23 protein-coding genes and 1 pseudogene are annotated in these 22,029 nt (G+C 40.1%); 3 read left to right on the top strand and 21 right to left on the bottom strand.

What is annotated here, in order from left to right:
• Positions 1 to 4 precede the first annotated feature (4 nt).
• The 16 genes and pseudogenes from R8925_RS10475 to R8925_RS10400 form a co-directional block, all read right to left on the bottom strand.
• Positions 5 to 1,051, bottom strand: coding sequence for a galactitol-1-phosphate 5-dehydrogenase (locus R8925_RS10475; protein ID WP_430535815.1), 1,047 nt, complete (start codon positions 1,049 to 1,051; stop codon positions 5 to 7).
• 29 nt (positions 1,052 to 1,080) lie between these two features.
• Positions 1,081 to 2,361: a PTS galactitol transporter subunit IIC gene (locus tag R8925_RS10470; RefSeq protein ID WP_430535814.1), complete on the bottom strand. Its 1,281-nt coding sequence runs from the start codon at positions 2,359 to 2,361 to the stop codon at positions 1,081 to 1,083.
• Positions 2,362 to 2,440: 79 nt separating this feature from the next.
• A complete protein-coding gene (locus tag R8925_RS10465; RefSeq protein ID WP_430535813.1) occupies positions 2,441 to 2,719 on the bottom strand; it encodes a PTS sugar transporter subunit IIB in 279 nt (92 codons plus the stop codon).
• On the bottom strand, positions 2,716 to 3,204 hold the full coding sequence (locus R8925_RS10460; protein WP_430535812.1) for a PTS sugar transporter subunit IIA: 489 nt from the start codon (positions 3,202 to 3,204) through the stop codon (positions 2,716 to 2,718). The genes R8925_RS10465 and R8925_RS10460 overlap by 4 nt, the downstream gene beginning before the upstream one ends.
• 15 nt (positions 3,205 to 3,219) lie before the next feature.
• Positions 3,220 to 5,292, bottom strand: coding sequence for a BglG family transcription antiterminator (locus tag R8925_RS10455; RefSeq protein ID WP_430535811.1), 2,073 nt, complete (start codon positions 5,290 to 5,292; stop codon positions 3,220 to 3,222).
• Between the two features lie 272 nt (positions 5,293 to 5,564).
• The gene (gene msrA / locus R8925_RS10450; RefSeq protein WP_430535843.1) at positions 5,565 to 6,119 is read right to left on the bottom strand and encodes a peptide-methionine (S)-S-oxide reductase MsrA; all 555 of its coding nucleotides are present in this window, start codon (positions 6,117 to 6,119) and stop codon (positions 5,565 to 5,567) included.
• Between the two features lie 33 nt (positions 6,120 to 6,152).
• Positions 6,153 to 6,371, bottom strand: a pseudogene (locus R8925_RS10445) (bacteriocin immunity family protein); the annotation flags it as partial.
• Between the two features lie 169 nt (positions 6,372 to 6,540).
• Positions 6,541 to 7,305, bottom strand: a complete 765-nt coding sequence (locus tag R8925_RS10440) for a DeoR/GlpR family DNA-binding transcription regulator (protein WP_430535810.1) — start codon at positions 7,303 to 7,305, stop codon at positions 6,541 to 6,543.
• Between the two features lie 159 nt (positions 7,306 to 7,464).
• A complete protein-coding gene (tkt, locus tag R8925_RS10435; protein WP_430535809.1) occupies positions 7,465 to 9,468 on the bottom strand; it encodes a transketolase in 2,004 nt (667 codons plus the stop codon).
• 16 nt (positions 9,469 to 9,484) lie between these two features.
• Complete coding sequence (locus tag R8925_RS10430) at positions 9,485 to 10,240, bottom strand: SDR family oxidoreductase (protein WP_430535808.1); 756 nt, start codon at positions 10,238 to 10,240, stop codon at positions 9,485 to 9,487.
• Positions 10,241 to 10,264: 24 nt separating this feature from the next.
• Complete coding sequence (gene dhaL / locus R8925_RS10425; RefSeq protein WP_430535807.1) at positions 10,265 to 10,915, bottom strand: dihydroxyacetone kinase subunit DhaL; 651 nt, start codon at positions 10,913 to 10,915, stop codon at positions 10,265 to 10,267.
• Positions 10,916 to 10,924: 9 nt separating this feature from the next.
• Positions 10,925 to 11,923, bottom strand: a complete 999-nt coding sequence (locus R8925_RS10420; protein WP_430535806.1) for a dihydroxyacetone kinase subunit DhaK — start codon at positions 11,921 to 11,923, stop codon at positions 10,925 to 10,927.
• Positions 11,920 to 12,381 carry a ribose 5-phosphate isomerase B gene (rpiB, locus tag R8925_RS10415; protein WP_430535805.1) on the bottom strand — a complete coding sequence of 154 codons (462 nt, stop codon included), beginning with the start codon at positions 12,379 to 12,381 and terminating at the stop codon, positions 11,920 to 11,922. The genes R8925_RS10420 and rpiB overlap by 4 nt, the downstream gene beginning before the upstream one ends.
• Before the next feature lie 20 nt (positions 12,382 to 12,401).
• Entirely contained in the window at positions 12,402 to 13,649 is a 1,248-nt protein-coding gene (locus tag R8925_RS10410) for an MFS transporter (protein ID WP_430535804.1), read from the bottom strand.
• Positions 13,650 to 13,667: 18 nt separating this feature from the next.
• Complete coding sequence (locus R8925_RS10405; RefSeq protein WP_430535803.1) at positions 13,668 to 14,780, bottom strand: MDR/zinc-dependent alcohol dehydrogenase-like family protein; 1,113 nt, start codon at positions 14,778 to 14,780, stop codon at positions 13,668 to 13,670.
• A gap of 183 nt (positions 14,781 to 14,963) precedes the next feature.
• Complete coding sequence (locus R8925_RS10400; RefSeq protein WP_430535802.1) at positions 14,964 to 15,398, bottom strand: hypothetical protein; 435 nt, start codon at positions 15,396 to 15,398, stop codon at positions 14,964 to 14,966.
• A gap of 602 nt (positions 15,399 to 16,000) precedes the next feature.
• Here R8925_RS10400 and R8925_RS10395 point away from each other — a divergent pair.
• Positions 16,001 to 16,873 carry a helix-turn-helix domain-containing protein gene (locus tag R8925_RS10395; protein WP_430535801.1) on the top strand — a complete coding sequence of 291 codons (873 nt, stop codon included), beginning with the start codon at positions 16,001 to 16,003 and terminating at the stop codon, positions 16,871 to 16,873.
• 167 nt (positions 16,874 to 17,040) lie between these two features.
• Here R8925_RS10395 and R8925_RS10390 read toward each other — a convergent pair whose 3' ends face one another.
• Both R8925_RS10390 and R8925_RS10385 read right to left on the bottom strand, forming a co-directional pair.
• Positions 17,041 to 17,595, bottom strand: a complete 555-nt coding sequence (locus R8925_RS10390) for a hypothetical protein (protein WP_430535800.1) — start codon at positions 17,593 to 17,595, stop codon at positions 17,041 to 17,043.
• 3 nt (positions 17,596 to 17,598) lie between these two features.
• Complete coding sequence (locus R8925_RS10385; protein ID WP_430535799.1) at positions 17,599 to 18,225, bottom strand: hypothetical protein; 627 nt, start codon at positions 18,223 to 18,225, stop codon at positions 17,599 to 17,601.
• Between the two features lie 369 nt (positions 18,226 to 18,594).
• Between R8925_RS10385 and R8925_RS10380 the strand changes: the two genes are divergently transcribed.
• On the top strand, positions 18,595 to 19,467 hold the full coding sequence (locus tag R8925_RS10380; RefSeq protein WP_430535798.1) for a helix-turn-helix domain-containing protein: 873 nt from the start codon (positions 18,595 to 18,597) through the stop codon (positions 19,465 to 19,467).
• A gap of 203 nt (positions 19,468 to 19,670) precedes the next feature.
• On the opposite strand, the gene R8925_RS10375 is transcribed toward R8925_RS10380, so the two are convergent.
• Positions 19,671 to 19,862, bottom strand: coding sequence for a hypothetical protein (locus R8925_RS10375; protein WP_430535797.1), 192 nt, complete (start codon positions 19,860 to 19,862; stop codon positions 19,671 to 19,673).
• A 22-nt stretch (positions 19,863 to 19,884) separates the two neighbouring features.
• Positions 19,885 to 20,178, bottom strand: a complete 294-nt coding sequence (locus R8925_RS10370) for a hypothetical protein (RefSeq protein WP_430535796.1) — start codon at positions 20,176 to 20,178, stop codon at positions 19,885 to 19,887.
• Between the two features lie 95 nt (positions 20,179 to 20,273).
• Between R8925_RS10370 and R8925_RS10365 the strand changes: the two genes are divergently transcribed.
• Positions 20,274 to 21,149: a helix-turn-helix domain-containing protein gene (locus tag R8925_RS10365; RefSeq protein ID WP_430535795.1), complete on the top strand. Its 876-nt coding sequence runs from the start codon at positions 20,274 to 20,276 to the stop codon at positions 21,147 to 21,149.
• A gap of 565 nt (positions 21,150 to 21,714) precedes the next feature.
• Here the strand turns inward: R8925_RS10365 and R8925_RS10360 are convergent.
• A partial coding sequence (locus R8925_RS10360; protein WP_430535794.1) for a hypothetical protein occupies positions 21,715 to 22,029 on the bottom strand: 315 nt, incomplete at its 5' end.

The following is a 22,029-nucleotide window of genomic DNA, read 5'->3' as shown; positions in this document are numbered from 1 at the left end:
TTTCTCACTCCTCCTGTGGTAAAATCATGACTTTGTTATAATCTTCTTTTCGACTAAGTATCATCTCAAATGCATTTGTCGTCTCGCTTACTTTATAGCGATGGGAGATCAGTGGTTTTAGCTGGATTCGCCCTTGATTAACAAAAGCAATCGATTTTGTCCATTCTTCTCCTGGAAATGGTGCAGAATAAGAATTCCAAAAGCCTTTCAATGTCAATTCGTGCCTAAAGATTTTTTCAAAAGCTTCTTCGGGTAGCAAGACATCTGCATACGCTATGCCGAGATAGCCGACTTTACCTTTTTTCTTCGTGACTCGTAAACATTGTTCCTGTGTCACTTTAGAGCCAGCACATTCCAAAGCAATATCCGCGCCACTTCCATCGGTATATTCGTATACTTTTGCAGCCAAATCTTCTTTCATTGGATTAATCGTGTAACGGCAACCAAACTTGTGCACTTCCGCCAATTTCCCATCACTAATGTCCACGGCAATAATGTCCTTCACACCTGCTAACCGCAAACACTGTACTACTAGAATTCCAATCGTCCCAATCCCGAAAACCACAACCGTATCGCCAAGTTCTGGTTTAATTCCTAGTACGCCATGCATCGCTACGGCAAGCGGTTCCAACATTGCACCGTCTTCGAATGCCATATCTCCAATTCCAATAACGTTTGTTGCCTTCAAAACAACATTTTCCGCAAATGCTCCGTAAAAATGAGAGCCCACCATCTGATAATTATCGCATAAGGAAAATTCGCCTTGTCGACAATACGCGCATGTCCCACAAGGAACGAGCGGAATCCCAGCGACGCGCTCTCCGATAGAAACTTGCGTCACGTCCGCACCTTTTTCCACTACAATACCAGAAAATTCGTGCCCCATAACCGCCGGAATTGGGTATTTCCAGCGCGTCTGCATTTTATGGATATCTGATCCGCAAATCCCGGCTGCCATCACCTTTACACGAACTTCATCCTTGCCACAAAGCACTTCCTCCACATCCTCAGCCCTAATTTCATTATTTTCATATAAAACCGCTGCTCGCATTTCTCTAACTTCCTTTCAAAAACAAAGCTTTATTTTCCAAAAATAGCTTGGTAGCCTTCAGAGAATTTCAAAATTAACCAGTTCAAGAAATTTCCACCTAAATCCAAGCTCGATACTTTTGTTGCTCCGCCAGGTATTTTAAAATCGGCACCGTTCATCATTGCCGTATGCGTGTCCGCGAAATTCGTTGCCATGAGTAGAGAGAATGCTATAACAATCGTCCCTGTAATAAGTGATTGAATAATATTCCCCTTTCTGGAAGCTACGATAAATGCGATGTAAAATGGAATTGTTGCTAAATCTCCGAAAGGTAAAACCCGATTTCCTGGCAAAATAACTGCTAACAACAGCGTAATCGGAACTAGCATCAAAGCTGTGGACATAACTGCTGGATGCCCGACTGAGAGCGCGGCATCGAGACCGATATAAAGCTCACGTCCTTTGAATTTTGACTTCATAAATTCGCGTGCAGCTTCTGAAATCGGAATCAGACCTTCCATTAATATTTTCACCATGCGCGGCATTAAAAGCATAACCGCAGCCATAGAAATACCAACTTTCAATACCTCTCCAAGCTCGTAACCCGCCAATAGACCAATCCCAATCCCTAAAATTAAGCCCATCATCATCGGTTCCCCGAAAATTCCAAATCGCTTTTGAATCGATTCTGGGTCAGCGTGCAGTTTACGTATTCCCGGAATTTTCCCAACTGCCCAACCAATTGGAATACCAATAACGCCAAATGCTGCTGTGGAACCGGTTGGCATCGAAATTCCTTTTAGACCATAGAAACGTTCAACCATTGGCGCTGTTTTATCCGCAATAATCAGTACAGCCATCTCATACAGAATGGCACATAGAATCGCGAACCACCAGTTACCACCAGTCACAATGTAACCTGTTGCACCAGCCGCTATAAAATGCCAATAGTTCCAAATATCGATATCTAGCGTTTTTGTGACTTTAAAGAAAATAAGTAATAGATTGACAACAAGGCATATCGGAATGAGAATCGCTGCAACCGGTGAAGCCCAAGAAGCTGCCGCGGCTGACGGCCAACCTGCATCAATGATTGTCAAATTTAGCCCAAAGCGCTCTACCATATGTTGTGCGGCCGGCCCAAGATTAGTCACAAGTAAATTAATGACCAGATTAATACCGACAAAACCAATTCCAATCGTAATCCCTGAACGAAACGCCTTTTTAAAACCTGTACCAAAAATCATTCCAATAATCAAAATAGCAATCGGTAAAATAACCGTTGGGCCAAGATTCAAGACGTACTGTACACCATCTAAAAGCTTATCCATACCTAGTTCCTCCTTTTTAGATAGACACACCTACTTCAAGCAAATTTGTAAGCAAGCGTTCGCATCCATACTTCTCTTTTTATTTCAAATTAGCCAAAATCTCTTCATCCAGCTCTTCCATTCCGATCCCAGAAATGTAAGCTGTCGCGATAATTGCTGGTACGCTATACGTTGTTGGTAAAATAGTTGTTGATACAATCAAATCTGCCCCTTCTTGCTTTGACGCGGCTTCAGCAATCTTAATCTGTTCTACGTTCGCATCGATGCCATTATCCTTCAATAAATTTTCCACCCGATTCATAACTACTGTTGATGTTGCGATTCCTGCTCCACATGCTACCAATACTTTCTTACTCATCTTTTTTCCTCACCTTTCAAATATATTACGACTTGTGACAACGTTTCGATGATTTCATCTGGCGTTCTTGCCGCAAGTAGTGCTTTTACGTGTTTCTCCTTTTGGATTATGCCCATTAATTGTTGTAAAACGGCAAGTTGGCTGTGTGGCTCATTTAGACCTAACACAAAGATCAAATTCGCTGCTGTTTCTTGATTCGCATCCGCCATCTGCTTGAACGGAATACCTACCTCACTTGTTAAAACGGCGATAAACTGCTCTGTAACACATTCTGGATCCGTGTGCGGTAAAGCCACACCGAAATGCTCTAACTGTAAACCTGTCGGAAAAACCGCTTCCCGTTCCGTCAACTTCTTCAAAAATTGGTCGGTAATCAAACCTTGTGATGCTGCACATGTAGATACTTCTGTAAAAAGTTCTTCCTGATCTTGGCAAGGCGTCTGCACCCAGACCATTTCTTTCTTTATAAACGCTACTAAATCCATTCCTATTCCTCCTTGTTATATCACTTTTTCTGCAAGTGCTACGATGAACTTTTTTATCGTTTGATGGATGTTCTCCGGTTTTTCTTGTTGCCTAATTTGTATTAATGTTTTTTTGCTCCCAGCAAGTTCCATCAATTGCAGTAAAGCTTGGAAATGAGCAGTTTTATCAATAGCCGCGATAACAACGACAAAATGCAGTGTTCCGCCACCTTCAAGGGACAGCCCATTTTCGATATATAACATGCTCATTCCGAGTTCTTTCACGCCTTTTTCAGTCTCTGCATGAGGAATAGCAATGGTTTGCCGCAATACAATATGTGCGGCGGGTATGACATGTTGCTGCATCATTTCTTGGACATACATTTCTGTAATAGCGCCTTTTTGGAGCAATGGCACTGACGCTAATTGAATTGCTGTTTGCCAATCTGGAACACTCTGAACTCGCTGAATCATTCCCGGTTTTAACAAATCTGACAATTGTTTTTTCTCACCGGTCGCATTTTCTGCTACTTTTAATGGCTGTGTTAAACAATCCGCAAGTGCCTTAGCCAACCGTTCCTTATCTTGCACCGTTGCATGCTTCTCAATCGCTCGCATCAACTGCTCCACACTCACGCTACTCTCACCCATCATGTATACCGAACGCATCACACGTCTCCTGAGCTCCAATCGCTCCTGCTCATCCATTAATTGATTGATTAGAAAGATTTTCTTTTCTGTCTGAAGTGGTGCTGCTGAAAAAATCAAATCATAATGCACGTTGGTTTGTTCAAACTCTCTGATTGACATTGCTTGGTAAAAAAAGATTTCTGGAAACAAACTGCGCAATGTCTTTTCCATCAAACGCGAAATCGATAATCCGTTCGGACAAACAACGACACCTTTCAATCGTGTCTGTAATCGTTCCGTTGTATCAATCAAATGCCCGCCGATAAATAACGCGATAAAAATACTCTCATTTTCGGGAATTCTCGTTCCAATAAATTTTTCGAGCGGTTTGAGTGACTGCTTCACAATATAATGCACCGCCTGAAATTCTTGATTGATTCTATCCAAAAGACTATAATCCGTCGTTAAATGGTATTTTATCCGATAATACGCTGGCTTTATGTGAGCAAATAACTTCTCTAGTAGCGATTCTCTATCCACAAATTGAATGCAAGCTCTCTTCTCAAATTCATTCAAAACCTCTGCCACAGCTCTTTTCAGACATGGTGATGTTTCATTCGTTAAATCATTTTTCGGTAGCACATTGGATGTTAGCAATTGCAAAGAAATGTACAATCGCTCTGTCTCTGAAATGTAAGGTTCATCCTCAATTAAAAGCTGCACCGCGCCATATTCCTGCGTATCCGACAGTTCGTTAAAATCAATTAAAAATTCCGTCGTAATCCGCTGTCCTTTCCGGATTCGCCTAAAAATACTTTCCAGAATATACGGTAAAATCTGCATCTTATTATCGATAAACGTCAAATCTAACTGCCGTTCCACCTCCGCCAAGTGCTTCCGAATCGTATCTACCCGCGCTGCATCGATTTGCATAAAATGTTGCAAAAACGACTCGCCCTGGTAGCTTGAAATAATGTGCTCCACTGCATAAATCAACGCCGTCCTCTGATTCCACTCATCCCCGCGAATTTGATAGCCCTTCATCCGAGAATAATACACCTCAAGCCCAAACGTATCAAAAATCAATTGCACACCTTTCAAGTCGCGCAAAACCGTATTTTTACTCACATCCAGTTCACCCATGAAATGATTCAGTGACAGCTCCTCCTGATTTGTCGCAAGCATCAAGATAATTAAACTCGTCCGCTCCTTTTCGGATAGAATATACCAGTCTCCCTCCTTTCTATTCGCCTTTTTTTCCACCAATTGAAACAGGTCAGGCTCCACAACAAAACGTCCATTTGCCGAGCGATGAATTTTTGGGTAAGCCTGCTCTTCCAGCCATTGGTTCACCTTCTGAAAACTGTAATCCACCTGCCTACGCGTCAAACCGAACTTCTCTTGCAGCTTGGCATTCGATATATTAGGATGCCGCAAAATTTCTTTCAATAACACGTTGCTCCGTTCATCCAAATACATGATATCCCTCCTGTTCTCTTTTATTATAGAATGCTTTTCGTTAAATTTGTACACGCTTTCATCCCAACATATCGTCTACAAATTGTACAGCATGGGGCTTTACTTGTGATTCTATTAACATACAAATACTCCAACACACGCAAAAAAAGCCCACTAAGACACGCCCTGTGAGCAAACAAAAACCATGTCTACCTTAACTATACGGTGCGGACATGGCAATTTCAATAAAAAGTTTGTTCATGATTGGCAGTATGAAACAACTTCACACTGTTTCAAAAAAATCGCTTCATCCGCTGAAACGCTAAAAACTGCTTGCGTGAGCGTTTTAGTTTCTTATACCTCCTCGGATTTTTCTTATAAAACTGCTGATGAAAATTCTCCGCTGGCCAAAAAGTTGTCGCAGGTTCAACAGCTGTCACAATTGGATTTTTGTATTTGCTGGACCTTGCTAAGTCTTGTTTTGACTGCTCGGCAATGCGCTTCTGCTCCTCATTTGCTACGAAAATAATAGGTCTGTAGCTATCGCCTCTATCCGCCATCTGACCAAATGCATCAGTCGAATCAGTCAGTTGCCAGTATAATTCCACTAGCTCTTTATAGCTCCAAATAGCCGTATCAAAAATAATTTCAACTGCCTCAACGTGCCCTGTGTAGCCACCAACGACTTGCTCATATGTTGGATTATCTACATGCCCGCCAATATAACCTGATACCACCAAAATGATACCTGGCTTGTTCTCAAACGGTTCTACCATACACCAAAAACAGCCACCTGCAAAAATTGCACGCTCTTGATTAGCTCCATCTTCCTCGTAATGCTTGGACAAGTCGAATACGTTTCCAGCAGCGGAATCAGCGGTAATTTTTAAATAGAAATCGGTGACATCTGGTGTTAGGTTGTTTCGCAAGGCAAGTGGACGCAAATCAGCTTCGAGCTTAGTAATTTGATTGTCAAAATTCGCACCGGTATCAATTCCATCCTTTGCTCTACGTAATAAAGAACGTTCCCAATCGCGAGTCGCTGGATTGAGGAGTAAATTATAGAGATCAGCGGTAATTTCTGTCTGGTCTAATTTCATTTTTAGGACCACCTTGTACATATTGTATTTCTATGTTATGCCACTTTCTAAAAATAGTCAAAATATAGGTATGAAAAATCGCCAATCTCATAATCTATAGCTTTTTAATAGTAAACCAGCTCTTCTTTTATATATAATCGTGCATCGAATCACATAAGATAAATCATCGTTAATTGGCAATATCGACAGCAATCTTTGCGCTAAAATAATTGGACAACTCAGCTGTTAGTGCTTGATCTGTAACCAGCACATCAATGTCTTCTATTTTCGCAAACGTTGCAATGGAGCTTTTACCGAGCTTACTGTTATCAACAAGTGCAATTGTTTTTCGCGCAGCAGCAACCATTTCGCGCTTAAGTTCAACCTCGTATAGGCTAAAATCGGTTAAACCATCTGAGGTATTTAGTGCATAAGCGGATGTAAATAAGATATCTACGTTTACTTTTTGCAATAACTCGTGTCCAATTAAGCCTTCAATCGAGTTGGAACCACTACGGACAATGCCTCCAATGATGATAACCGTCAAATTCGGATTTTCTTTTAACATCGTGGCTGTCGTTAAACCACTAGTCACAATTGTTAAGCGTTTTGTTGATTCTTTAATGAATTTTGCGAGTTCAAAACAGGTAGTGCTGGCATCGAGTATGATACATTGGTCGTCCTCGATATATTCAAAAGCCGCTGCTGCAATACGTTGTTTCTCAGATCGGTGCTTCTTTTCGCGAACGGCGTATTTTTTATCAATGTCGTCCTTTTCTCTTCTCATCGCGCCACCGTGTGTTCGTGTGAGTAATTCTTGCTTTTCCATGGCGTTCAAATCAGCCCGAACAGTTGCTGCTGAGACGTTTAGTTTCTCACTCAGTTCGTTGACGGACACTGTTTTTTGTTCTTGAATCATATGTAGAATCTCACTTCGACGTTGATTTGCGAACATGGAGTCTCACCTACTTTTTCATATAATAGTGTAATTCATCGTTTGCTTCTTTTTGCTTTCAATAAATCACACTTTTCATTTTACCACATGGCTTCCGATAATTGTAGTATCTGGCAAATGAAAAGAGTCCAAGCAGGTGCAAGACTTAGACTCTCTCTTTCAATTTTTTTGTAGTGTTGCTAAAATTTGATTCGTGATTTTGACTGGGGAAAAACCGAAGTCTTCGGCAAGTTCTTCGCCTGAACCAGATTTTCCGAATGTGTCGATCGCAATGATTTGACCTTTCTCACCAACGTACTTGTGCCAGCCTTGGGATGATGCCATCTCGATTGCGATTCGGTGTGTGACCTCACTTGGAAGGATAGCCTCTTTGTATTCTACTGATTGCCGTTCAAATAACTCCCAGCTCGGCATGCTGATGACGCGGACGCCAATTTGTTCTGAAGCCAGTAGCTCGCGCACTTCCATCGCTAATGAAACTTCTGATCCTGTCGCAATTAAAAGCATATCGGTAGCACTAGTCGGTGATTCAGCCAAGATGTAAGCACCTTTTTCGACGTCTGTGCTTGCTTTTATGTCAGTGGTCGGCAAAATTGGCAATGCTTGGCGGCTAAGTACCAGCATCACTGGGTTATCTTGCTGCGTTAGCGCATATTTATAACTGGCAACCGTCTCATTCGCATCAGCTGGCCTTAAAACAACCAAGTTTGGCATCGCACGAAATGAGGCGAGTTGCTCAATTGGCTCGTGTGTCGGACCATCTTCCCCAACCATAATTGAATCGTGTGTCATGACATATGTTACTGGCAGTTTCATAAGAGCTGCCGAACGAATCGCGCTCCTTAAGTAATCTGAAAAGACGAAAAATGTTGCTCCATAAGGTTTGATTCCTCCGTGTAAGGCCATTCCATTCAAAATTCCGCCCATTGCAAATTCGCGGACACCAAACCAGATATTTTTACCTTCGTAATGATTCACGAGGAAATCATCGCTGTTTTTAATCATTGTTTTATTGGAAGAAGACAGATCTGCTGAACCGCCAAACAAGCTTGGTAATTGTGATGCGAGCTCATTTAGGATAGTTCCAGAAACATCTCGTGTTGCTACCGGTGCATCACTTGTTGTATAGGTTGGCAAGACTAGTGTTTGGTTCGCTGTTTCTTGATTATCGATGAGGCGTTGCAGTTGCTCGGCTTCATTTGAATAGTCGTTTCTGTATTTGTTGAAAGCTTGGAGCCACTTCGATTCGCGATGGTTCCCTTTTGATAAATAATAATCTTTTTGGTAGGCAACTGTTTTCGGTAATTCGAATGGTTCCAACTCCCAGCCATAGTTTTTATTGATTTGGGTAACTTCGGCTTTACCGAGTGGCGCCCCATGTGCTGTGGCTGTTCCCGCTTTGCTCGGACTACCATCGCCAATAATCGTTTTAATTTCGATTAACGTTGGCTTTTTCGTTTCTGCTTTTGCAAGTAAAATGGCGCTATTGATAGCTTCAACATCATTTCCATCAGATACTCGCAATGTTTGCCAGCCTGCCGAGCGAAAACGTAAATCAATGTCTTCGGAAAAGCTTTTCTTGAGTTCACCGTCTAAAGAAATATCGTTAGAATCGTAAAGTACGATGAGTTTTCCTAGTTGTAAATGCCCCGCAAGTGAGCTGGCTTCATAGGAAATCCCCTCCATTAAACAGCCGTCACCGCACAAGACGTAAGTGTGATGATCAATGACTTCATGGGATTCCTTGTTAAACATCGCAGCTAAATGCGCCTCTGACATCGCCATGCCGACACCCATCGCAATTCCTTGACCAAGTGGGCCAGTTGTTGCATCGACCCCGGGTGTGTGGCCAAATTCTGGATGCCCTGGCGTGGCACTGTCTTTTTGACGGAAATTGCGAAGATCTTCTTTGCTCACATCGAAGCCAAAAACGTGAAGCAGGCTGTATAGTAGCGCTGAACCATGACCTGCGGATAATATGAAGCGGTCGCGATTAAACCAGCTTGGGTGCGCAGGATTGAATTTTAGATGATTCTTCCATAATGTAAAAGCCATTGGTGCCGCGCCCATCGGTAAACCTGGATGGCCTGAATTGGCTTCTTCTACCATGTCCATCGATAATACGCGTAACGTTTTTATCATTTGTTGATCCATGAGTGACATATGCGTCCTCCTTTATTTATTGAATCGTGTAGCCGCCATCCATTACAAGATTTTCACCAGTGATTAAATTGGCGGCATCGCTGGCTAGGAAAAGTGCTGATGCTGCAACTTCTTCTGGATAGCCAAAACGGCCGATGGGAATTTGTTTTTTCATCGCTTCACCAACTTCACCAGCCCATGCTTTTTTGCCAAGTTCGGTTAGGATAACGGTTGGTGAAATCGCGTTCACATTTATTTTGTAAGGTGCCCATTCCATTGCCAAAACTTGCGTCATCGAAACGATTGCCGCTTTACTCGCGCAGTAGGCAACATGTTTATCTAGCGCGACGACCGAGGCTTGTGAAGCGATATTGACGATTTTTCCGCCATTGCCCTGTTTTATCATCACAATTCCTGCTGCTTGGGCTACTAGAAAGGAAGCTTTCAGATTCAGCTCCATCGTTTTGTCCCAATAAGATTCAGGCAAATCCGCGGCTTTTTCGAGCAGAGCAACTCCCGCTGAATTCACCACGATATCGATGCTTCCAAAATGCTCTAAGACGCTTGCCATCGCACTTTCTACGGTTTCTTTTTTTGTAATATCAGCTCGGATGCCTAACGCTCGTGTACCGCCGATTTTTTGCGCGATTTCGGCTACGTCTTCTTTAATATCAACAAGTACAATCTTCGCACCTTTTTCAGCGAACAGTTCCACAATTGCCCGCCCAATCCCGCTGGCACCGCCAGTCACAACTGCAACCTTATCTGTTAACGCAAAATTTTTATCGAACATGTTCGTCACTCCTCGTTTCAATTATTAGTCTAATACACTTTCTGGTAAGCTCACGAGAAAATTAGTCAAAATGAGGTGGGCGGATGTCGCGCCTGGATCTTGATTGCCTAGTGAGCGATCGCCTAGTCTGCTAGAGCGGCCACGTTTGGACAGTAAATCAATCGTTGAAATCATACCAACTTCTGCCGCTGTGACTGCTACGCGAAACGCTTCTTCAAAATTCCCAGACTCTGCAAATGCGTTTTCTAAAGCAATTCGCGCTGGTTCTAGCGTATCAATCATCGTTTTCTCTCCAACCTCAGCTTGCCCGCGTTCTTTTACACCACTCATAAACGCTAGCCAAAAAGCTGTTAAATCGGCGTCATTGAGCGCTTCTTTACCTTTAATCGCCTTTGCCCCACGTAAAAATCCAGTCGCGTAAAGTGGCCCAACCGAAGATCCAACCGCTTCCAAAAAAGTTTTTCCTGCTAAAATCGCTAATTTTGAACAATCTAGCTCATCTTGTTGTTGGGCTAGCTCCTTCTTAATCGCCTGCCACCCAATGGACATCGTAACGCCATGATCGCCGTCACCCAGTTTTCGATCTAATTCGCATAAATAATCTTTTTCTTGCTCCATTGTTTCTGTCACCGTATTTAAAAAATCGCGAAAATTCGCCGCATAATACATACTCATCACGCCTCCTTATTTCTGAACATACATCGGGCAATCAGCTGGGTAATCGATACATTCCTTTAATTCCGCATCCAGTTTTATAAGCGTCACTGAACTGCCGCCCATCTCAAGTGACGTACTATAATCACCGACAAACGAACGATAAATCTGAATACCCTGCTCACTCAAAATTTGCTCCACACGCCGGAACATAATCAAAAGTTCCATCCGCGTCGTCGAACCCAACCCATTAATCAGCACAGCAACCTCTTCTCCTGACTCAATCGGCATATCTTCCAAAATTGCCGAAACGAGGCGATCCACCACTTTGTCCGCTGTCTCGAGCTTACCTTTTTCAATCCCAGGCTCACCGTGATGGCCTAATCCGATTTCCATTTCATCTTCTGCCAATGTAAAGCTAGGCTTACCAGTTTGCGGTAATGAACACGGTGATAGGCCAACGCCCATCGTCCGCGTCACGTCATTCGCACGGTTCGCAAGCCGCGTTACACCAGCCAAATCATGGCCTAGCGCCGCCGCCACACTCGCCACTTTTGTCACGAAAAATTCCCCAGCGATACCGCGCCGTTTTCCTATTTCATTTTTAGGCGCAGAAGCAACATCATCAGTCACGACCACCGATGCTACCTCAATATCATGCTCCAAATCGGCCATCTCTGCGGCCATCCCGAAGTTCATAATATCCCCAGCGTAATTCCCATAAACGTATACCACGCCCTTACCTTGGTCTATCGCTTCTGTCACCGCTACAATCGGACCCGGCGGCGGCGATGCAAAAATATTGCCCACTGCTACACCATCGGCCATCCCTGCACCAACGTAACCCATAAAAGCCGGCTCGTGCCCTGAACCACCGCCAATTAAAATACCAACTTTATCAGCGTCCAGCGTCTGGCGCACTAGCGCACGAGGATTTTCCAAACGCTTCACATATTGCGGAAACGCCTTTACATAACCTTCAATCATTTCCTCTACTACGTAATCCGCGTCATTGATTAACTTCTTCATCCTTCCACACTCCCTAAATATGCTCTCTCCTGATTCGAAATTTGATCAATTTTTCGTTTTGACTGCCCGCCCGCAAATGCCACATCAAGATAGGCATCCACGATTTTCTTCGCCAACTCCACGCCGATTACCTTTGCGCCAAGCGTTATAATTTGCGCATCATTACTCAATTGAGCGCGCTCTGCAGAATACACATCATGGCACTGTGCCGAACGAATACCAGGCACTTTATTTGCCGCAATCGACATACCAATCCCTGTGCCGCAAACCAAGATGCCACGTTCCACATTACCGGCCTGAATCGCGGTCGCGACTTGAAACGCGATATCTGGATAATCCACCTCATCCTCCGAGAAGCAACCGAAATCAACGACTTCATTTCCCGAAGCTTCTATATGATGACGCAACGCCTCCTTCATCTCAAACGCATTATGATCCGCACCAATTCCAATTTTCATTTTCCAACACTCCAATATATTTAATCCAGCGAGCCAGCCGGCACCACCAAATCCTGATTTTTCGGTAAGGTAACGAATTTCATCAAAAAGGCACTAAAAACGTAAAGTCCCGCGAATACCCAAATAACTCCAACCGTACCAAGACTTCCAATAAAAATTCCCACAACAGCAGGTCCTAAAAACGTGCTCAATCCTGCGCCCAAATTCAAAATCGACATCGCCGCTCCCTTATTTTCAGGAGCAAGCGTCGGCATAATCGCTGAAAGTGGCACATACGCCGCCAAACAAGCGCCGAAGCAACCCGCAATAGCCATGGTTAACAAGAAGTTCGCACCAGACCAAAGTGGCACGTAATAAAACAGTACCGTAAACGTCGCGCAACCCATTCCGCCGAACCACATAACCGTATTTCGCCATCCCAATCGGTCACTAATCACACCAAACAGCAAGTTAAAAATAATATTCACCGACCAAAGACATGCATAAATTTGCAGCCATTCCCCGCGTGTAAAACCAATTTCCATAAAGAATAGAGGCATAAACACCGTGAAACCATATGCCGCCGATGTATTAATCGTCCGAACAATACCACCCATGCCAATTTTCGGTTTTTCAAAAGCAATTGTAATTCCCTTTAACAAGTAGCCGAGCGATGGTCGTTCTCCTGATGCCTTTTTCGCCACTTTTTCACGATTCAAGACAATTGCGATTATGGCACCAATAACAACGAAAACAAGGGCACTCCACAACGTTGTAATTTCTCCTAAGTAAGGTAGCGCAATGCTTGAATACAATGCACCCAGCACATTAAGCCCACCACTATAGCAAAACCAGAAAATCCCGACCGCTGAACCTAGTTTCTCCGTAGGCGCCTCATACGCCACCCAAACGAGGAACGAATAAGCAAAAAGCGGATAACCGAAGCCACGAAGCGCATACGTTGGCAACATGACGTATAAATTATGACTCGGAAGCCCCACCGAAATGAAGAAAACCGAACCAATAATAAAGAGAATCACACCAACCGTCATCACCCGTTGCGCTCCAAAAATTTCCGATAAAACCCCAGAAAACCAAGCCGCAAGCGCCGCCGCAATACCGTAGATACTAAAAAGTAAAGCCGACTGCTGAATCGAAAGCCCGCCGCTGATCAAATACGGCGATAACCAGCCCTGCTCTAAGCCCTCACCCATCATGAAGACAACAAGTCCCGCGTACCCCATCATTAATTTTGGCGGCAAACCGATTCTGTTTGTTAAACTTTTCATGTCACATTCCCCTTTCGATTACAAGTTCGGATTCAATACAACCTTCAGCGACTCTGCCCCACTTCTCACCAAATCAAAACCAGCCTTAAAATCCTCCAGTGGCAATGTATGCGTTACGACGCCTTCTGTTGGTAAATCGCCATTTTGAATGCCTTCAATCACAAGCGGATAGCAATACGGTCCCAAATGTGAACCCAACACGTCCAATTCCTTGCGATCACTAATTATGCTCCAATCTACTGTTACTGGCTCCTTAAACACCGAAAATTCAACAAAAGTTCCTAATTTACGAATCAATGTCAAACCTTGCTCCACTGATTTCTGAGCGCCAGTAGCTTCAATATAAATATCGCAACCGTAACCATCCGTCAAATCTTTAATAATCTTTACAACATCATCCTTCGCTGGGTTAAGCACCATATCTGCGCCAAATTTCTTCGCCAACTCCAAACGATCCTCAAATAAATCAAGTACAATCAACTTCTGTGGACCAGATTTCTTAATCGCACCAATCATGCCCAATCCAAGCGTTCCCGCTCCAGCAAGCACGACCACATCACCCAATTTTATATTCGCACGCTGCACCGCATGGAACGAACACGCATAAGGCTCTATCAAAATCGCTTTTTCAATCGGCAAATCTTCCGGAACCAAATAATTAATCGCTTCTTTCGTAAATTTCATATATTCCGCCATGCCACCGTTTACATTCTTCTGGAAACCGTATAAATCGTGTTTTTCACACATCCAATATTGACCGCGCTTACAAAAACGACAATCCCAACACGGTACAATTTGCTCTGAGATAACGCGATTGCCAAGTTCAAATGCCGTCACTTGGTCCCCATAACCAACGACGTGCCCAATAAATTCATGACCCGGAATCATCGGTGCTTTTATGTATGCAGGCTGCTTCTCATCTCCCCAAAAACTAGGAGCTCCATCAAATGCCTTCAAATCACCTGCACAAATCCCACATGACTCTACCTTCACCAAAATCTCATGAGGCCCAATCTCAGGAACAGCAACCTCTTCCAAGCGATAATCCCCTGGCGCATACGCAACAATAGCTTTCATTTTCTGAGGGATATCTTTGCCTAACACAACATTACCTGTACTTTCTTGACACATAAGAACATCTCCTTCTCATTTTATAAAGCGCTTTCTTGATTACCTCCCCATTATATTTTTATTTACTAACTTTGTCAATCATTTATTTTCGTTTACTTTCGTTTGTTATTGTTTAGTCGTAAAAAACGCACAAAAAAAGCCGAAGCAGTAATCGATTCTCAGTCGATATCCTGTTTCAGCTTCCTAAAGTACATTCATAATCCAAATAATAAAGAAAATCAAGAAAAACGTCGATGTTCCCCAAATAATTTTCGAATCCTTCCAAGTCAGCTTGCCATTTGGCCCTTGTAACTGCTCCCGATAAGTCTCCACATCCAAGCTCGCAGTCCCATCCGTCACAATATTCACAACAATCGGCGCCTGATTCCACGTATCTATTTTTTCACGCAATGGAAAACTGTAAACCTCGCCACTAATCGTAAAGTTTAATTCACACACATTCGAATTCGATGCCGGAAGATACAAACTCCGCTTCTCGCCAATTTTGAAATCGTGCCCCTTTTTACTTTGGTTCCCGCTAACTAAATAAGTATCAAAAATCGTATGCCTCGTCTTATTCTCTATCTTTATTTCGTGAGCAACCACAGACCCCGTAAACAAATTCATCAAATTAGACATGCACTCCACCCCTTCAATATTTTATCCCTTCTTATTTCCTACATTGATGTGGTCTCCGAATCTGATATTTAATAAATAATACCAACCAACAAACAAATTGTCCAGCTAAAACAATAGCCGTAGCAACTAAGTCCAACAATGCCCCTAACAAACTCCCCCACATATGCACCTTTCCCCTTTAGTATCATATGTATCAAAAAGAACCCATAGTAAGTTCACCATGTAACATAGGAACTTACCTGAATCCTCTTCGCGAAACCCTATCCTATTCATCTCAATAAATTAGTGAATTTCTCTTTATTTACAAATAAGACCCAAACATATCATTTTTATTTTACTTAAGTGCTAGCCGAAGTAAGTGTTGATGTTATATAATGGGTTTAAGTCTTATTTATCACTCGAATTTTAATTAAACATTTCAATTCTGTATAAGTCACATTTTTCTGTTACCCCACTATTATCCATATCAAAGTTTCCATATAAGTGTCTCTCACTCCTCTGTCATCTATCTGTGATACTATCATAATATAGCTAAGACATGTAATTTTGTTGTTTCTGTTCCTTATTTCCATCAAATAAACTATACGTTTGGAGGCGCTATCTTGAATTTTGGAGCAACCATTAAGAAAATTAGAAAAGATAAGAATTTTACCCAAAAAGAACTATCTGACGGTATTCTCACCCGTTCACATCTTTCTCAAATTGAAACAAATAACTACTATCCTTCATACGACAAATTTTTCTTACTCCTTAATAAATTAAACATTGTCTTTGAGGAGTTTTTATTCGTCCAAAATGATCAAAAGATGCTTTTCAATCAACAGATACGAATGGAAATTAGTGAAGCTGCCAACATGAATGATACCGAAAAACTTAAAAATTTAGCGATTACAGCAAAGGACTTGTATGACAAAACAGAAAACATCACATACTATCACTACATGTTAATCTGCAAAGCATTAATATCCTATAGCATCAGCCATAGTGTTAATGATGAAATGATTGAATTTGTTACACCAATCAAAGAATACTTATTTGGAATGGACAACTGGTATCTATATGAACTAAAATTATTTAATAACATTATCTATTCCCTGACAGTAGAAGAGGCCTTATTATTCTCACGTACATCTTTGAGACGACTGGGCAACTTCCAATATTTTTTAGAATTTCAACATATTGAGCAAAATATTTATACGAATTTATCTACACTCTGCTTAGAACATGGCGATTTTCAAGTTGCTAAAAATTTTGCTGAGACAGCGATTGAGAAAGCAAAAAACTACACATTAGTTTATGAAAAGATATGCTCTGAGTTAAACCACGCAATTGCTAGTATTAACCTTGGCGAAAGTGTAGACGCATACGAAGTTATAAAGAAAAATATGCTTATTATCGAATACTTAGAGTTTGATAGCTTGCATGCTCATTTTTCGAGCTTTTTGAAGAAGTTTAATATCGATATAACAAATTGAATTTATACAGTTTCCTTCCAGAAAAATGAAGCAGAGCCCGTGATGTGCTCAAGTATCTCACGGGCTCTACTTCAAATACTATATATTTTTACAACTTAAAATCATAAATACTTGTTTATATCTATTGTTTCATATACTTGTTATAATTCTTTGTATTTAACTAGCTATTACACCATTCCAACATCTAACACATGAAAAACATTTGTCGTCTCTTTGTCCTGATTCATGAAGATTAAGGCGAAATTAGAACCGTTCAATAATTCTTTTTTCTCTGTATCTGTGGGTTTTCCTTTTAGTGGAAGCACTATTTTATACTTATATCCAAAGTTACCCATTTCCAGAGAAACTAAGCGATTAGAATAGATTGGTGGGTTATCCTTATCTAGTAGATTATCAAATTTATCATTACCCTCCGCTTCAATAACACTATAGTATGACGGTTGCTTTGTATTACGAAGCTTCGTGTCTAATTCCTCTGTATACTTTACTTCAAAACTGACTTCAAGGTTATCACTCACTAGCTTAAATACAGGTTTATTCATTTTCATGTTTGTCGGTATTTCTTTTTGATAGTCCTCGATAGAAGTATATTGCTTATCCTCTATATCCACTACATCGTTTGGCTGTGCTTTCCCATCTGGTTTCATTTCATCAGATGACTTGCATCCCGAAATAGTGAACACCAAGAAGATTGAAAGTAACCCAATCATTAAATATCTCAAAGCTTACAATCCTTTTGAAGTCTTATTTGAATACTCGGCTGTAGAATAGCTAGAGCTCACATATGTCTTACTTGTAAGATTACCTCTGCTATATCTAGCCATGTAACCTGTTGTCGCGTAGGTTTTTGATCCATATTTAATCGTTGTTTTGGTCCTAGCTGGAATTGACCACGCATAAGTAACGGTCACCTTAGATGTTTTACCAAAACTACCTTCAGCTTTTACTCCTACTTTTGCTGTCAAAATACCAAATTCTGCTGATGTCGAAACTCCGGCTTTAACAAATTTTTCACGTGATACTGAGCGTGATACTGTATCTGCAGACGCACTGTTATTAGTGACTTCTGCAGTATAACTAATTTTGGTACCTGTAGCTTTAGTTGATGGCATATACACAGTTTCATCGTATGGCACATAAAATGGAGTAATTGATGGCCCACTCTCTTCAAAAACTTCCTCTCCATCTATAGCGTTCTCATAATGTATTTCTGTCCCAACTTGCCCCTTTTCAGTAACAAAATTTTCTTCCAGATCACTTGCAAAAACATTTTGGGCACTTATTGGTGCTAATGTTCCCAAAAACATAGTTGAAGCAATTGCCACAGTAGCTAACTTCTTTTTCGTTGACATAAACAACTCTCCCTTTAGTGTTTTATTAGCTTTCTTTTCTCCCAGATTTTATGCCTTACAATAATTCATCTTTACATAGTTCTTGTCCGCAATACCTGAGTATAAAAATCATTTAATAAGTCGAAACAGGCCAAGGAAATATGCTCCCATCTCACTGCATTCACCTCTCATTGTAATAAATTTAGATTTTCATTTTATATAATCATTATATAAAATTGATATTATTCTTAATATTTAGTATAATAGATGATTATAAATTGTTAAATATTAAGATGATACCTAATCTATACTTTTATATTAATAGCTTTGCATGTCAAATAGTTCTTATGTTATTTATATCTATCAAATTTTTTTATGGAGGTCAAAACTATGAACTTTGGGGAAACTATCAAACAAATACGCACAGATAAGAACCTAACTCAAACACAATTATCAGAAGGTATACTAGCCAGAAATCATTTATCTCAAGTTGAAAACAGCAATTATTTTCCATCCTATGATCGTGTTTTCATGCTTTTAGACAGATTAAATATTACTTTTGAGGAATTTTTATTCGTTCAAAATAACTTGCAACCTCACGATAAACAGCAATTTAGAGTCAATGTATACGAATCAGCCAGCCTCAATGATTCCGAACAGCTAAAACTACTCTCTTTAGATGCAGATAGACTTTATAAAGATACAGCTAACATATGCTACTATCACTATAGTTTAGTATGTAAAGCAGTAGTTGAATATAACAAGGGTAGCTCAATTACTAAAGAGATGATTCATTATGTCGAACCTATCAAAAAATATTTGATGGATATGGACACTTGGTACATCTACGAATTAAAATTATTCTCTAACATTATTTTTTCGTTAAATGTCGAAGAGGCTGTTTTCTTCTCTCGAAAAGCATTTAAGCGATTGCACAGTTTCCGTTGTTTCATGGAATATCAACATACAGAACAGCATCTTTACTTAAATTTATCTACACTTTGCTTAGAGCACGAAGATTTCACAACTGCAAAATCTTTTGCTAAGACTGCTGTAGATACTGCGAAAAATTATAGACTTATCTATGAAAAAATTTGTTCGGAGTTAAATCATGCCATTGCCTGTATTAAACTTGACGAAGATAAAAACTCATATGAAATCATTAAGAAGAATATGCTTATTCTAGAATATTTAGAGTTTGATAGCTTACATGAGCATTTTTCCAATTTTTTAAGGAAATTTGATATTGTAATGGATGCTTAATTAATTCTTTGGTAAACGCTACCTAGCATCAGGAGTATTCATCCATACCTATATAAAAACGGTGATTCGCAAGTTTTTAAGCTTGTAATCACCGTTTTTTATTAATGACATAATAATTAAGCCTTAACATTTTGAAAGAGAGGCGTTCCTTGTCAATTTAAGATCTTCTGCTTTGCTTTCTGTACCTTTAAAACTACAAATATTCATGTATTCTCACCCTTGACACTTAGCCTAAACCTGATGTATCTTCCAATGACAGCAACTATAAAAAGAACTAGCATATACGTTCTGCCATTATACACAAAATCGCTAATATCGATAAAATAAGATGCCACTATTAAAACTAAAAATACCATCCCAAAGGCTACAAATACATCATCTATAATCTTTTTCATAACTACAGACTCCTAATCACAACTATTGTTTTCCTGCCTTACCACATAATACACTTATAGAGTAATTATAATCAAACCAAATACTATGTTTCATATTACTCATTGCCAAACCAGCTAGCCCACATGCTGCTATGATAAGCCTTGCTGGTACATAAGTTGAGCCCATTACAAGTCCTGCACGATTTGATACATTAACAACAATAATATTATCCTCAACATTATTTTTACTGCCTTCATCCACATGTACATAAATACAATAACTTAATATACATTTGATATTATTCTTAATAATTAGTATAATATTTAAATAATACATAAAAACTATCTATACATTTATAGTAACCGTTTACAGCTACAAATTGTTATTGTGTTACCTATTTCTATACAAATACATTTACTGGAGGGACAACTATGAAATTTGGCGAAACAATTAAAAAAATTCGTAGAGATAAAAACCTAACACAAGCTCAGTTATCAGAAGGTATTATGGCTAGGAATCATTTATCGCAAGTTGAAAATAATAACTATTTCCCATCTTATGATAAATTTTTCTTGCTTATTGATAGATTGAATGTTAATTTTGAAGAATTTCTCTATATCCAAAACCATCAAAAAATCCTATTCACTGGGAAAATTCACTCTCAGATTAGCCAAGCAGCAAGTCTAAAAAATAATGAGCAATTATATTCCTTAGCAGATGAAGCAAATAATTTATATGAACAAACGGGTAACATCTCCTATTATCACTATATGCTAATTTGTAGAGCATTAATTGCGTATAATACTGATCTTACTATTAATCAGGATATAATTGAGTTTATGTCACCCATTAAGGATTATTTATTCAAAATGGAGAACTGGTATCTCTATGAGCTTAAATTATTTAATAACATTATTTACTCATTGACATTAGAGGAAGCCTTATTGTTTTCACGTACATCACTGAAAAGATTAGAAACTAACAAACCTTTTTTAGAATTTCAACATATCAAACAGTGCATTTATACAAACTTATCTACGCTTTGTTTAGAGCATGGTAATTTTCAAGCCGCTAAAAATTTTTCTAAGAGAGCTATCAAAGAAGCAAAGAAATTTTCCCTAATCTATGAGATGGTTTGTTCAAAATTAAACTATGCTATTGCGTGCATTAAGCTTGGAGAAAAAGGAAATGCATGTGAAGTTATTGAGAAAAATATGTCCATTCTTGAATATTTAGAGCTCGATAACTTATATAAACATTTTTCGATTTTTTTGAAAAAATTGGAGATTACTCTTGATGCAACATAAAAGATATCCGTAAAAAAGAACAGTGTGGCGATTTCAATGAGCCCCTTTGCCCGCGCGTAACCTTTTACCTTGTAACAGGTGCAATTTCAATAATAACAGCGAAAGTGGCGTATACTTGCAAGATACGTTGCCTTTTCTCGATTATATTATTGAACCATATGCCTATCCAGTGCCCACATTTTCCTTCTTCAGTTTTATTTTGGCAAAGGTAGTACCCTTGTGCCCTAATTAGTTTTATCAGTTTATCGATTTTTACCCAATTCCTTTGTCATAAAAAAGTCCATAAGACATTTCTAGATTCTTTAATTCGGCTATCACTTCTTGATACCGCTTATATCTTTCTAAATACATGTCCTCTCTCTTCTACCTTTTTTGGCACCTAATCCTAACCTCAAACAAACACCCTAGCTGTTACCGCAGCTAGAGTGTTTGGGTGCCCAGATGGACATGCTATTTTCTACTCCATTATAGCAACAAAAGAAAGAAAGAAAGAAAAGCAAACTAACCAATTTTGAACCGTATGTTTTAATGATCGATACTGTACTATGAATTAGAGATGATTTTTTTATTTGTCCAAATCAGCGAAAGGCCCAGTTTCAGCAGTGAGCATACCGGTGTGCGTGATTTTAAAGTTTATGGATGTGAAGACTGGCACGCCTAGCGTACCTAAATGGAAAAATACGAGTCTGAGACAAAAGGTTCTCTGACCTAGAAAAATACGTATCCAAAATCTAAATGCAGATTTTGGATACGTATTTTTTCCATTTAGGCACGCGAGGCGTGCCAGTTTTCGCATATTATTGGCCATGAAATAGAGGTTGGCTTCGGTCGCTACTTTTGGAAGCCCTCGTAAACGGAAACGAGTGAAACCCAAAATAGC

This window comes from Listeria rocourtiae subsp. hofi (assembly GCF_963575615.1).
Classification (GTDB): Bacteria; Bacillota; Bacilli; order Lactobacillales; family Listeriaceae; genus Listeria_A; species Listeria_A hofi.
The sequence above is the reverse complement of the archived record's forward strand: the minus strand, read 5'-3'. Positions and strand labels throughout refer to the sequence as shown.